General features: G+C 39.0%; 10 protein-coding genes. 1 reads left to right on the top strand and 9 read right to left on the bottom strand.

Annotation, left to right across the window (positions count from 1 at the left end; all coding sequences use genetic code 11):
* Positions 1 to 106: 106 nt before the first annotated feature.
* The 7 genes from sohB to F960_RS07125 form a co-directional block, all read right to left on the bottom strand.
* Positions 107 to 1,069, bottom strand: coding sequence for a protease SohB (gene sohB, locus F960_RS07090; RefSeq protein WP_004861418.1), 963 nt, complete (start codon positions 1,067 to 1,069; stop codon positions 107 to 109).
* Between the two features lie 490 nt (positions 1,070 to 1,559).
* The gene (gene pstB / locus F960_RS07095) at positions 1,560 to 2,471 is read right to left on the bottom strand and encodes a phosphate ABC transporter ATP-binding protein PstB (RefSeq protein ID WP_004861419.1); all 912 of its coding nucleotides are present in this window, start codon (positions 2,469 to 2,471) and stop codon (positions 1,560 to 1,562) included.
* A 13-nt stretch (positions 2,472 to 2,484) separates the two neighbouring features.
* Complete coding sequence (pstA, locus tag F960_RS07100) at positions 2,485 to 3,879, bottom strand: phosphate ABC transporter permease PstA (protein ID WP_004861421.1); 1,395 nt, start codon at positions 3,877 to 3,879, stop codon at positions 2,485 to 2,487.
* On the bottom strand, positions 3,876 to 5,255 hold the full coding sequence (pstC, locus tag F960_RS07105; protein ID WP_004861423.1) for a phosphate ABC transporter permease subunit PstC: 1,380 nt from the start codon (positions 5,253 to 5,255) through the stop codon (positions 3,876 to 3,878). The genes pstA and pstC overlap by 4 nt, the downstream gene beginning before the upstream one ends.
* Before the next feature lie 102 nt (positions 5,256 to 5,357).
* A complete protein-coding gene (locus F960_RS07110; RefSeq protein WP_004861425.1) occupies positions 5,358 to 6,377 on the bottom strand; it encodes a substrate-binding domain-containing protein in 1,020 nt (339 codons plus the stop codon).
* Positions 6,378 to 7,119: 742 nt separating this feature from the next.
* A complete protein-coding gene (locus F960_RS07120; protein WP_004861429.1) occupies positions 7,120 to 8,502 on the bottom strand; it encodes an amino acid permease in 1,383 nt (460 codons plus the stop codon).
* A 170-nt stretch (positions 8,503 to 8,672) separates the two neighbouring features.
* Entirely contained in the window at positions 8,673 to 10,394 is a 1,722-nt protein-coding gene (locus F960_RS07125; RefSeq protein ID WP_004861431.1) for an alpha-keto acid decarboxylase family protein, read from the bottom strand.
* 130 nt (positions 10,395 to 10,524) lie between these two features.
* Between F960_RS07125 and F960_RS07130 the strand changes: the two genes are divergently transcribed.
* The gene (locus tag F960_RS07130) at positions 10,525 to 10,992 is read left to right on the top strand and encodes an Lrp/AsnC family transcriptional regulator (RefSeq protein ID WP_004861434.1); all 468 of its coding nucleotides are present in this window, start codon (positions 10,525 to 10,527) and stop codon (positions 10,990 to 10,992) included.
* A gap of 87 nt (positions 10,993 to 11,079) precedes the next feature.
* Here the strand turns inward: F960_RS07130 and F960_RS07135 are convergent, their stop codons facing one another.
* Together F960_RS07135 and F960_RS07140 are read right to left on the bottom strand one after the other, a co-directional pair.
* Positions 11,080 to 12,612, bottom strand: coding sequence for a pyridoxal phosphate-dependent decarboxylase family protein (locus F960_RS07135; protein WP_004861437.1), 1,533 nt, complete (start codon positions 12,610 to 12,612; stop codon positions 11,080 to 11,082).
* Positions 12,612 to 13,988, bottom strand: a complete 1,377-nt coding sequence (locus F960_RS07140; RefSeq protein WP_004861440.1) for a diaminobutyrate--2-oxoglutarate transaminase — start codon at positions 13,986 to 13,988, stop codon at positions 12,612 to 12,614. The genes F960_RS07135 and F960_RS07140 overlap by 1 nt, the downstream gene beginning before the upstream one ends.
* Positions 13,989 to 14,031: the final 43 nt, after the last annotated feature.

The raw sequence follows: 14,031 nt of genomic DNA on the forward strand, positions 1-14,031 counted from the left end.
ATTTTTTTTAAATATTTTGAAATTTTCTGCAATTTTTTTTGTAAACACCCATATAAAAAAAACCAACTCGAAAGTTGGTTTTTCTTATGGCTAAATACACATGATCTTATAGCTTAGGATCACGCATTTGTACCAAAGTTGCATTTGCTTTACTTAAGCTATCTACAATTTTATTCATCAAACTCGGTACAAACTGATCTGCCATTTGCGCAGCTTGCAAACCAATTTTTTCACCCAAAGTTGGCTTACGGCGAGTTTGGATCACATATACATCATGTTGTAGCAATTGGCTCAAGAGATATTCATCAGAGGTCTGTAATTTATCGACCAAGTTGAGGTTTAGCGCGTCTTTACCGTACCAATGTTCGCCTGTAGCAACTTTTTCAACATTGAGTTTTGGACGATAATTTTCCACAAAATGTTTAAATAAAGAATGCGTTTGTTGTAACTCTTCTTCAAACTTTGCCTTACCTTCAGCCGTGTTTTCACCAAACATAGTCACAGTACGTTTAAACTGACCCGCGGTATACAGCTCAAAATCAACGTGATGCTCTTTAAGTAAACGATTAAAATTCGGCACTTGAGCAACCACACCAATTGACCCTACGATTGCAAACGGTGCTGAAACGATTTCATTGGCAATACAAGCCATCATATAACCGCCACTTGCAGCCACTTTATCCACACAGATCGTCAAATTAAATCCAGCTTCACGCAAACGAACTAGTTGTGCTGCTGCTAAACCATAGCCATGCACCATACCACCAGGACTTTCTAAGCGTAATACCACACGATCACGGCCTGCTTTTGCAGTCGCTAAAATCAAAGTAATTTCTTCACGTAAATTTTCTACAGCTGAAGCTTGTACATCACCTTTAAAATCTAAAACATAGATTTTTTGATTGTTCTTTTTACGCGTTCTTGACTCTTTTGCAAGTTGCTGGGTCAGTTGTAAAAGTTCGAATTTTGAAGCAGTTGTCTGAGCAATTTTTTTTCGTTGTTCATTGACACGTGCATTGAGATGACTCACACGTATTTCTGCTGGTAATTTAGGTAAATGAAATAACATAAAATTCGATTCTCATGAGATCAATACGTTTTGATATAACATGTGGGTTTCAGGCGCAAATTTCAATACGGTTTTTGAAAAATTAAGTATTAATACAAAATCAAACCAAAATTAAAAATTAAAAACACTTCTAAAAAACAACTTAAATTGTTGATTTATAATTATTATTTAAAAAAGCAAATATAATTAGTAAGATTTAACTCACGGTCATTTATCATTAAAATCTATAAATAACCATATAAGTAAAATAACCCTATACCACAAAAGGCTTTTATTAAAGTAAGTAGCACAACAACTATCTCATTTAAAAAAACAGATCAACACATACTTTATAAAGCCGATGAAGAGCTAAAAAGCCAATTTATTTAAAAAATCATCATAAATATTGTACTGAGTCATAGCATTTATAAAAATGAAAAATGAAAAATGAAAAAGCCGTAAATGATTACGGCTCTTATTTATCGCGATTGCTAAATGATGAATCGAATCATTAACCGAAACGACCCGTAATATAAGCTTCGGTAAGTTGATGATCAGGCTGTGTAAAGACTTTTTCAGTCGAGTTCACTTCGATCAAATCACCTAGATGGAAATAAGCAGTACGATCTGATACACGTGCCGCTTGTTGCATTGAGTGAGTTACGATTGCAATCGTATACTGAGTTGAAAGCTCTGAAATCAATTCTTCAACTTTTGCAGTAGCAATCGGATCAAGTGCTGAACATGGCTCATCCATCAAAATAACTTCAGGGCTTACCGCAATCGTACGTGCGATACACAAACGTTGCTGCTGACCACCTGATAAACCTGTACCCGGCTGGTTTAAACGATCTTTAACTTCATCCCATAGTCCTGCTTTACGCAAACTATTTTCAACGATTTCTTCAAGATCGTATTTGTCACGAGCCAAGCCATGCAATTTTGGACCATAAGCAACATTATCAAAAATAGACTTTGGAAATGGGTTTGGCTTTTGGAATACCATACCCACTTGCGCACGGAGTAACACCACATCTAAGTTTGGATCATAGATATCTTGGTTATCCAAAGTTACTTTACCTGTTACACGACAGCTATCAATGGTGTCATTCATACGATTTAAAGTACGTAAAAATGTTGATTTACCACAACCAGATGGTCCGATAAAAGCAATGACTTCATTTTCATATACTTTTAAATCAATACCCTTGATCGCTTCAGCATCACCATAATAAACATGAACATCTTCAGCACTAATTTTAACAGTCGAATTTTGTTCTTTCTTTTCAGATGCGTTAGTTTCAAATTGTGAAACGAACGATGTGCTTTGCTGTTTGCGTTCAGTATCTGAAGTAAATTGTGTTTGATCTTGGTTCACTGATTTATCCTTTTCTAAGGAATTTGTAATTTCTATAGTACTCATATTTTATCCTCGATTACCAACGTACTTCGAATTTCTTACGTAACCAAATAGCCAAACTATTTAGTCCAATCATCAAAGCTAAGAGCACGATGATCGCTGCGGCAGTGCGTCCTTCAAAGAAGTTACGTAGCTCATTGCCTTGCCACAAGAACACTTGCACAGGTAAAGCAGTTGATTGATCTAATGGTGTCATCGGCACACTTGCAACGAAGGCACTCATACCAATCAAGAGTAATGGAGCTGTTTCACCGAGCGCCTGCGCAACACCGATAATTGCGCCGGTTAAAATACCCGGCAATGCGAGCGGTAAAACATGATGAAATACGGTTTGAATACGTGATGCACCAAGCCCTAGTGCCGCTTGACGAATAGATGGCGGTACAGCTTTCAGAGCAGCACGTGTAGTAATAATCACTGTAGGTAAAGTCATCAAGCTGAGAACTAAACCACCGACAAGTGGAGCGGATATAGGTAAATGCAACCAACCGATAAAAATAGCAGCACCGAGTAAGCCGAATACAATCGATGGAACAGCAGCAAGGTTATTGATGTTGACTTCGACTACATCGGTAATCCAATTCTTTTTCGCAAATTCTTCAAGGTAGACAGCACTTGCAACACCAACAGGAATCGAGATGATGATCACAATCAGCATCATAAATAATGATCCCATAAATGCACCCGCTAAACCTGCTGTTGCTGGTGAGCTACGAGAGTCTGGATTGGTGAAAATTTGGAAATTGAAGGTACGATCGATAACACCATCAGCCGTCATTTGATCAGCAATTTTGCGAACTTCAGGACTAAGCTGTTGTTGCTCATCTGGCAAAGTACGGTCGATATTTCCAGCCAACCAAACATCCACATTTGCATCAGCTAAAAATTTGATTTCAACTTTTTTGCCGATCAGACTCGGATCTTTAAACACCATATCACGTAGGCGATATGATTCTGAGCTAGTATAAATACTACTTAAATCATCACGTTTTGATGCCAATGCTGGATCTTTAGCAATCATACCATTTTGAATCAAAGCATCCCAATCCACCATGCCCATTTTGCCTTGCCACGCGATATAGCGTTCTTGGTACTGAGCTGGAGATTCATTTTGTGCTTTGACTGGTTTAGGACCTGCATCGATTACTGTTGGATCAAAATATACAGGTATAGTCATACTAGCTTGCCAAAAAGCTGGCACACCTTTGTATAAAATACTACCAAAAAGTAAGGCTACAAACGCTAAACCGACAACAACAGCAGAGAATCCAAAAAATTTAAATGTTTTCTCTTTACGATGACGTTTTGAAAGTGACTTTTCAATTTGAGATTTACGTTTTTCGCGAAGCTCTGCAGCTTGACGAGGATCAAATACATTTTGATCCACTGGAGATGTATTTGATGTACTCATTCGTATTGCTCACGATATTTGCGCACGATATAAAGTGCTACGATATTTAGACCCAAAGTAATCACAAACAATGTCAAACCAAGTGCAAATGCCACCAACGCTTGCGGGCTGGCAAAGTCTGTATCGCCAGTTAATTGATTGACAATCGTTACGGTTACAGTCGATACCGCTTCAAGTGGGTTGATATGCAGTAATGGGCTATTCCCTGCTGCAAGTACCACGATCATGGTCTCACCAATCGCTCGAGAAGCTGCAAGCAAGAATGCACCGATAATTCCCGGTAAAGCTGCAGGAATCACCACTTGACGAATCGTTTCTGATTTTGTTGCACCAAGACCTAAAGAACCATCACGAAGTGAACGTGGTACTTGGGTAATGATGTCATCTGAAAGAGATGATACAAATGGAATGATCATAATCCCCATCACGAAACCTGCTGTTAAAGCACTGGTTGCGTTGATGTTGATGCCCACCATTTCTCCGAGCATCTTAAATACAGGACCGATCACCATCAAAGCAAATACACCGTAAACAATCGTTGGGATACCAGCCAAGATTTCGATGGTTGGTTTAGCCCAAGAACGAAGTGCTGGGGAAGCATATTCTGCTAGATAAATTGCGATCATCAAACCCACAGGTACAGATACTAAAAGTGCAATACCTGACACCATCAATGTTCCCCAAAGCAGTGGTAATAAACCATAGCTACCTTCAGCACCGCCTGAAGTACTAAAACCAGGATCCCACATTGTGCCAAAGAAGAAATCAATTGGATTGACAAACTTAAAGAAATGCATCGCTTCACTGAACATTGACATTACGATGCCAACAGTCGTTAAAATCGCAACCCCAGAACACAATGCCAATCCAACATTGATGGCTTTTTCAACTTGGTTACGTGCACGATATTTTTGACTAATTTGTTTTTTCGCAAAAACCAAACCAAGTAAAGCAGCACAGACCACCACCGCAAATTTTGCAAAAGAGCCAACTGTTTGAAATTTCTTATATTGCTCAGCTGCAATCGCTTCATAAGCCGCTGGATGATCAGAAACACCAAAACCTGATGCGATCGCTTTCACTCGATCCATCAGCACTTGCACCCCTGCCTCATCCAAACCAGATGCGACATTTGTAGGTATACTATTAAGTACAATGTGTTGCAGAATGTTTGGTTCTACAATATTCCAAACCATCAAAATTAAAAACGCAGGGATCCCACACCAAAGCGCCACTAAGGCTCCATAATAACCTGGACGGGAATGGAGGGTAGCTGAATTGTTCCCCTTACCTGCTAGGTTACGACTACGACGTAGCCCAATTTGATACGCGATTGCCACAAGTGCCAATAACACGCCAATAAGTAGCAGATTCATGTATTCTCCACTGTTTTTCCAATTTTCATTCTTTGAAAAAACTTTTTATTAGCACAAAAAGCCGATGGCAGTCATCCCACCATCAGCTTCGCTTTTGCTTTATTACAAAGATTTGCCAGCTTTAAATGCCGCAAGAACTTTTGCACGTTCAGCATCTGATAATGAGATTAAACCTGCTTTCTCAAGTTTAGAACCTTTACCAGAGATTTTCTTGTTCAAGAAGAATTCTGTGTATTCAGATAAACCACGAACTGACTTGATATGCTCGCCTTTCACGTAGAAGAATAACGGACGTGATACAGGATAAGAACCATTCAATACAGTTTTCTCAGAAGGTGCTACACCATTTACAGTCGCAACACGTAATTTGTCACGGTTTTGATCATAGAAACCTAAACCAAATACACCTACAGCACTCGGTTGAGTTTTCAAGCGTGCCAGTGTTTCAGTATAGTCACCCGCGATTTCGATAACACGACCATCTTTACGGAAGCTAGAACATGCTTTCTTTTGAGCATCTTTGTCTAACTTTTTAAAGTAGTCGTAAGCTTCACAACCTGAATCAACCATTTTCTCTTGGAAAACTTCACGAGTACCGTGGTTTGCCGCAGGAATCACTAAAGTGATTGGTTCATTTGGAAGGCTCTTGTCAATTTGGTTCCAACGTGTATATGGGTTTGGAATCAATTTACCATTTGAAGGTAACTCAGCAGCTAGAGCAGCAAATACATGTTGTGGACGCAATTTATAAGCGGCTTTGCTGATGTTAGATGCAAAGACGATGCCGTCATAACCGATTTTAATTTCTTGGATTTTATTTACGCCTGCTTTTTTACAAGCTGCGATTTCCGTATCTTTAATTTTACGTGATGCGTTTGCGATATCAATCGTGTTGTCACCAACGCCAGCACAGAACTGTTTTAGACCAGCAGAACTACCACCAGAACCTACAACAGGTGCTTTGAATTGTGGGAAAGTGTTGCGGAATTCTTCTGCAACAACACTCGCATATGGAAGAACAGTTGATGAACCAGCAATTTGAATCGTATCGCGTGCTGCGTTTGCTGCAGTAGTCGCTACAGCTGAAACTGCTAAAGCAATTGCAATGTGATTAAAGCGCATTGTTTTCTCTCTTAATGTAGATTCAATTATCAAGTACTCGACGTTCAATGTAGAGTGCTTTTCGGATAACTGCATTTTGATTTTAAAATATGACAAATAAGTGACAGAATTATTACGCTTTCATGATTTATTGAGTTTTATTATTGATTTATATAATTTTCATTTAAAATCAATATGTAATTTATCATTTCAAGATTTTATAATGCGTAGATTAGACACAGATTATTTGTAATATTTCATTTTATTGTCATAAATATTTCGAATTTTTTCATGCAACATAAACGACAAATAATGTCGTACTTGGGCTGCATGACCTTTATTTTCAAGCTAAAATAGAAAAAACATAATGAGAGCGAAAAAATGCGCCAATACACCAACCCCATTTTAACCACCAAAGAATGGCATGAAATTTATTTAAGAATGGTTGCTTCGACCAGTACGATTAGCCTACTTATTAGTATGAGCAGCTTTTTTATTTACATTTTAATAGGGCAATTACCGAATATTTCGATATTGCAGAGTTTCATTTGCAGTGTTGCGATTGTTTCATTTGTGATACTTATATTACAAACTCTGCGTTCTATGTATCACAGCTATCATCTACCCTTGATGCAAAACTGTAAACATTATTATCAAAAAATCATTTTCATCTGTAGCAGTATTTCCATGGTTCTGATCATCATCACATCTTTTGTGATCAGTACCACGAAATTACTGCAAGAATCATGGCTATAGTTTTAAATTAGCGAGAGATACCCACCTCAGGCATGATTGGGGCTTTCTTGCGATATTTCGCCATATACATCACACCCAAGAACACCAACCACACAGGGATCATCACCACAGCAATACGCATATCTGGCGTGAAACTCATCACAATCAAAATAAAGAATACAAAACCAATCGTTAGATAATTTGACCACGGTGCAAACAGACTCTTAAATGACGTCTGCTCACCTGTACTTAACATGACTTTTCTAAATTTTAAATGTGTAATCGAAATCATTAACCAGTTAATCACCAAAGCTGATACCACCAACATCATCAAAAGTTCAAAAGCTTTACTCGGCATAATGTAGTTGATCAAAACACAAAGTGCCGTCACCGCAGATGACAATAGAACAGCATTGACTGGAATCCCACGTTTATTGACTTTTTTCAAAAATTTAGGCGCATTACCCTGTTCTGCCAAACCATGCAACATCCGTGTATTACAGTAAATACAGCTGTTATAGACGGAAATCGCCGCGATCAATACTACAAAATTTAAAACATTTGCCACACCGCCACTATTTAAAGATTGGAAAATCAATACAAATGGACTGCCACCTTGCGCAACCTGATTCCAAGGATATAAACACAATAAAATCCCGATCGCACCTACATAAAAAATCAGCACGCGATATACGATTTGATTGACTGCTTTAGGAATGGTTTTTTGCGGATTTTTGGTTTCCGCAGCCGTGATACCGATCAGCTCAAGACCACCAAAAGCAAACATAATCACAGCCATCGCCATAATAAAACCATGTGCGCCATTTGGAAAAAATCCACCGAATTGCCAAAGATTGCTCACACTTGCTTGTGGACCAGCATTGCCACTCAATAACAGATAAGCACCAAAGCCAATCATGCTCAAAATCGCTACGATTTTAATCATTGAAAATAAAAATTCGGATTCACCGAAAAATTTCACATTGATCAGGTTAATACCATTAATCAAAATAAAAAAGAAAAGTGCCGTGAGCCACGTTGGAATCTCGGGCCACCAAAACTGCACAAATGTTCCAATCGCAGAAAGCTCAGCCATACTGACCAAAACATACAGCACCCAATAATTCCAACCAGACATAAAGCCTGCGATTTTACCGAGATATTTATTGGCAAAATAACTAAACGAACCACTCACTGGCTCATGAACCACCATCTCACCAAGTTGTCGCATGATCAAAAATGCGATCACGCCCGCCAATGCATAACCTAATAATACTGAAGGTCCAGCCAGCTTAATGGTTTGAGAAAGTCCGAGAAATAAGCCCGTTCCGATTGCACCACCCAGTGCAATCAATTGAATATGACGATTGGAAAGCTCCTTTTTTAGGGTATTTTTTTCCTGAATTTCCATATTAACTCCTGTGTTGTCGTATCCGTGACAACTTTTTTAGAAGAAATGATCTTTAACTGCCCATGCATTAAAGATCAGAGTTTTATTACGATCACATCTTAGAAATAACTTGAATTGGAAAATAAAAAAGAAGAGGAAATGTAGCTATGCCACTACATTCCCTCTTAGCGTCAAAACGAAATAGCATCCTGACATTTCACGTACTGTTCAGGCATTTTTAGTTTTTGGTAAGCATGATCGCCATAATCATAACGAGCCACGACATCGGCAAATTTTTGTAGGCTAAGTGGCGCATCCATCGCAGGAAGTTTCAGTTCAATAAACGATAAATGCTGATGATCATTGATTTTTTCTAAGGTTTGCTCAAGCTCTGCTGCGGTTTCAACTTTGAATGTTTCATAGGTATTTTGACCATTAAATACATGAACCATTTCGGTATATTTCCAGTTTTGGATATCGTTATAAGCCGCCTTTTCGCCCAAGATCAAACGCTCAATGGTATAGCCGCCATTATTCAACACAAAAATAATTGGTTTAAGATCATGACGAATAATAGTTGAAAGCTCTTGCATTGTAAGTTGTATTGAACCATCACCAATAAACAAAACATGACGGCGTTTTGGTGCTGCTTTCATCGCGCCTAACAAAGCTGGCAAGGTATAACCAATCGAACCCCAGATCGGCTGCGCGATATATTTTGCTGTTTTAGGCAATCTGATGCCTGATAAAGCAGAATTTGAAGTGCCTACTTCGCCGATAATCACATCATCTTCTTTTAAAAATGCACCGATATATTTCCACAAAATATCATGTGAAAGTTTTCGTGAACCTTGAGTGCTTTGTGGTGTGAAAGGGGTTGCCTCTAATACTGGTTTTAGCACTTTTCGAGTAGGTAGAGCTTGGCAGAGTGAAGTTAATAATTCTGACAATTCAATTGCTGGGAAGTTTTGCCCAAAAATATTTAAATCATATTGCTTAATATCGACAAAAGTTTTGGGATTAATTTGATGACTAAAATAGCCTGAACCCACATCGGTAAAGCGCGCACCAATCGCAATCAAACAATCTGAATTTTCCACCAATTGACGTACTGTTGGCTGACTTGCAGCACCTACATATACCCCTGCGAATAACGGTGATGACTCATCAACGATATTTTTAGCTGTGCTTAAACATACATAAGGAATCGCATATTGATTGGCTAATTTTTCCACCAGCTTGGTCACTTGGAAAATTTGCGCTTCATTGTCAATCAAAAGCACAGGGCTTTTTGCTTGTATAATCGCTGTCGATAGCGTTTCGATTGCATTTTCAAGTAATTCCGGATCACTTTTCGGCATAACAAAATTTAGAGGCTGATCTTCTACTTGTATTTTGACATGAGTAATATCTGATGGAAGTTGGATATGCACTGGACGTTTTTCGATAAAACATTGTTGCAATACACGATCGATTTCTTTCGCTGCATTTGCAGGCGTTAAACGTGTCTGCGCTACAGTAAACTCCTTCATACAGTTCATGATATTGTCATAATTACCATCGACCAATGTATGGTGTAAAAGTGCACCATTTTTTACTGCATGCAAAGGCGGAATCCCTGAGATATGTACTACTGCAACATTTTCAGTATAAGCACCTGCGATCCCGTTGATTGCGCTTAAATCCCCTACACCATATGTGGTTGCAAGCGCAGAAAAACCGTTGATTCGTGCATAGCCATCGGCAGCGTAAGCAGCATTGAGTTCGTTGCAATTTCCAACAAAATCAAGTTGTTTCTCTTCTTCAATCTGTTCTAAATAAGATAAGTTAAAATCACCCGGCACACCAAAAATATGTTTGATTCCAAGCTCTTGTAAGCGTTTGTTAAGGTATTGACCAATTTCTATTAACATATTCACTTTCCTTTACATTATTATTCCCTTTAGAAAAATAATATTGCATTTCATTTTTATATTTCATGCATAATAGAAACAGATTTTTTGCAATATGCATGATCTGTGTATCATAAAAGGATTTTCTGCAATGGATAAGTTTGATTGGCAAATCATACAAGCATTACAACGCAATGGACGTTTAACCAACCAAGAAATTGGTGACACGATTGGATTGTCAGCTTCGCAATGTTCTAGAAGGCGACAGGTCTTAGAACAAAAAGGAATTATTTTGGGTTATACCGCTCGAATTCTTCCCCAAGCACTTGGAATACAAGTCATGGCCATGGTCCATGTCAATTTGAGTACGCACGGTGCGGTATCAAAACAGGCTTTTCAAGATTTGATTGAATGTGAAGATCAGATTCAGGAGGCTTTTTCTTTAAGCGGAGATGCCGACTATATGCTCAAAGTTGTTGCTGAAAATTTGGAACAACTTTCACATTTTGTCACTGAGCGATTGTTGGCTTGTGATTTTATTGGGCACATAAAATCTTACATTGTTTTGAAAAATTTCAAACAAACGAATCAAATTATGATAAAACCTAAATTCAGCTGATATTGAATTTATCAATTTGATAAACTTTTCATTTCTAAATAAAAAACCCAGTTTTAAAACTGGGTTTTTTATTGATGAATACAGTGATTAATCAATCGCAGGAGTATAAGTACCTTGCTGAATCGGACCTTTGATACGGTCTGCCTCTGCAACGACTAAATCAAGCAAGTTTTTAACATTTTCAAGCGTAGCAACTGGGCTTAAAGTGGTCATTTTCAATGATTGAACATTGCCAACTTTAGTCACACCAATATTTGCTTCACCACGCGCAAACAATTCGTCTGCTACGTTTTGATTCAATGTATCAAGTAACTCGACTGGATAAGCCTCTGGCACTACACGGAATAATACCGATGCAAATTGAGGTTCAACCAATAGCTCTAGACCATCAGTTGCTTTGATATAATCTGCAACATCACGTGTCAATTCAACACCATGGTCAATCATCGAACCATAAAGTTCTTCACCAAGCGCTTCGATTGTCATCCAAAGTTTCAACGCATCAAATCGACGAGTCGTTTGCAATGATTTTGAAACAAGATTTGGCACACCATGTTCTTCATCATAAGCAGAGTTAAGATACTCAGCTTCATAATGCATAAAACGATAGTTAGCTGGATCTTTTAACAAGAACGCACCGCATGAAATCGTTTGGAAATAATGTTTATGGAAATCAAGCGTTACTGAATCAGATAACTCGATACCATCCAACATTGAACGATGATCATTTGAAAGAATCAACGCCCCGCCCCATGCTGCATCAATATGCATCCATGCGCCGTATTTCGTAGTAATTTCACGAATTTGCTTTAATGGATCAATCGCACCAGCATCCGTTGTACCTGCAGTTGCCACTACACATGCCACGATCTTGCCTTCAGCTTGTAAATGCGCCATCGTTTTTTCTAGAGCATCAACATCCATTTGGGCATTTTCATTGACAGGTACAGTCACTACAGACTGGAAGCCCATACCCATCATTGCCATGTTCTTTTGCACAGAGAAATGTGCATTTTCAGAACAAATGACTTTGACAGTTTTCATTGCTTCGCTTGGAATACCATCACGTTGTACTGACCACGGCTGACCATTTTCGTCTTTGTAGTTTTTAGCAATACAAGCATCACGTGCAAGTAATACACCCATCAAGTTTGATTGTGTACCACCTGAGGTAAATACGCCTGCTTCACCTGCACCATAACCCACTTTTTGACGAAGCCAATCAATCAATTGTACTTCCATCAATGAACCCGCTGGGCTTTGATCCCAAGAGTCCATAGACTGGTTAGTCGCATTGATCAACACTTCGGCAATTTGGCTCGCAACCATCGTTGGGCAATGCAAATGTGCTAGAGAATGAGGATGATGAACTTTTAAACTTTTATTTAAAAATAGTTCAACCATACGATTTAGTGACTGTTCAAGTCCTAAACCTTCTTTTTGAGCATTAAAAGAAATTGCACTACGCAACTCTTTAATGCTACCCCCAGTATACATCTTGTCATTTTGCAACCATGCAGCAACAGCTTTTACTGCCTGATCCATCGCCGACTGATAGTCAGCGATAGATTGTGCATCATTGCAGAGTAACGCTTTACGATGTTCTGCAAAATCAACCATTATTGAGCGCCTCGCACAGCAACCAATGCTTCAGCAATTGCTTTTTTGATACGTGCCACAACTTCAACACATTCTTCTTGAGTGATGATCAATGGGCAAAGTAAACGAATTACAGTACCGCTACGACCACCTTTTTCAAGTAAGAGTTTGTTGTCGAAACATGCAGTTTGAATAGCAGCAGCCAATTGAGAATCAGCAGGATATGCACCCAAATGATTCGGTTGTTGACGTTCATCAATGATTTCAACGCCAAGCATCAAACCACGACCACGAACGTGACCGATACATGGGAATTCTTCAGCTAATTTTTTGATTTCAGCTTGTAAGAATGCACCACGTTCCTCAGCATTTTTCGCCAAGTTTTGCTCTTTGATGGTGTTGATTGTTGCAAGACCAGTACCCATTGCAAGTTGGTTACCACGGAAAGTACCCGTGTGACCTGCAGGTTGCCAAGCGTCAAACTTACGTTTAATACCAAGCACTGCAAGCGGTAAGCTACCGCCAACTGCTTTAGACATCACCACAACATCAGGTTCAATACCTGCGTGTTCAAATGCAAACATTTTACCTGAACGGGCAAAACCAGCTTGAACTTCGTCAAGAATTAAAACGATGTTATGACGTTCAGTCACTTCACGAATTTTTTGAAGCCATTTTGTAGGCGCAATAACGACACCACCTTCACCTTGGATTGCTTCCAAGATCACAGCAGCAGGTTTTGTTACACCGCTTTCAACGTCTTCGATAAATTGTTCAAAATAATAAGTTAATGCATCAACACCCGCTTCACCACCGATCCCCAATGGGCAACGGTACTCATGCGGATAAGGCATAAATTGCACGCCTGGCATTAAATTATTTACAGCATTTTTAGCACTTAAATTGCCAGTCATCGCTAGTGAACCATGTGTCATACCATGATAACCACCAGAGAAACTAATCACTGAACCACGTCCAGTATAAGTTTTGGCAAGTTTGATCGCCGCTTCAGTCGCATCTGCACCAGATGGACCACAGAACTGCAAACAATACTCTTCTTTACCGCCTGGTAAATTTTCAAGTAATGCCTCAGTAAATGCATCTTTTAACGGCGTCGTTAAGTCTAAAGTATGTAAAGGAAGACCACTTGCTATAGTGTCTTGAATACTTTGAATCACCGCAGGATGGTTATGGCCTAATGCCAACGTTCCTGCCCCAGCTAAACAATCGAGGTATTTTGTACCTTCAACATCGGTAACCCAACAACCTTGTGCTTTCGCGATCGCTAACGGTAATTTACGTGGATAACTACGTACATTGGATTCCATCTGACTTTGGCGAGTCAAGTAGTATTCGTTAGTAGAATTGGTGGCAGGGTTTACAGAAGTAACGCTCATATCGAATTACCATCTCTGATATGGGTTGAAGAAAATAAGTCGG

The sequence above is a fragment of the Acinetobacter gerneri DSM 14967 = CIP 107464 = MTCC 9824 genome, from assembly GCF_000368565.1.
Taxonomy (GTDB): domain Bacteria; phylum Pseudomonadota; class Gammaproteobacteria; order Pseudomonadales; family Moraxellaceae; genus Acinetobacter; species Acinetobacter gerneri.

What these genes read in the sequence shown, in the direction of transcription:
- sohB (WP_004861418.1), bottom strand. Translation starts at nt 1,069, where the DNA reads ATGTTATTTCATTTACCTAAATTACCAGCAGAAATACGTGTGAGTCAT.
- pstB (WP_004861419.1), bottom strand. Translation starts at nt 2,471, where the DNA reads ATGAGTACTATAGAAATTACAAATTCCTTAGAAAAGGATAAATCAGTG.
- pstA (WP_004861421.1), bottom strand. Translation starts at nt 3,879, where the DNA reads ATGAGTACATCAAATACATCTCCAGTGGATCAAAATGTATTTGATCCT.
- pstC (WP_004861423.1), bottom strand. Translation starts at nt 5,255, where the DNA reads ATGAATCTGCTACTTATTGGCGTGTTATTGGCACTTGTGGCAATCGCG.
- F960_RS07110 (WP_004861425.1), bottom strand. Translation starts at nt 6,377, where the DNA reads ATGCGCTTTAATCACATTGCAATTGCTTTAGCAGTTTCAGCTGTAGCG.
- F960_RS07120 (WP_004861429.1), bottom strand. Translation starts at nt 8,502, where the DNA reads ATGGAAATTCAGGAAAAAAATACCCTAAAAAAGGAGCTTTCCAATCGT.
- F960_RS07125 (WP_004861431.1), bottom strand. Translation starts at nt 10,394, where the DNA reads ATGTTAATAGAAATTGGTCAATACCTTAACAAACGCTTACAAGAGCTT.
- F960_RS07130 (WP_004861434.1), top strand. Translation starts at nt 10,525, where the DNA reads ATGGATAAGTTTGATTGGCAAATCATACAAGCATTACAACGCAATGGA.
- F960_RS07135 (WP_004861437.1), bottom strand. Translation starts at nt 12,612, where the DNA reads ATGGTTGATTTTGCAGAACATCGTAAAGCGTTACTCTGCAATGATGCA.
- F960_RS07140 (WP_004861440.1), bottom strand. Translation starts at nt 13,988, where the DNA reads ATGAGCGTTACTTCTGTAAACCCTGCCACCAATTCTACTAACGAATAC.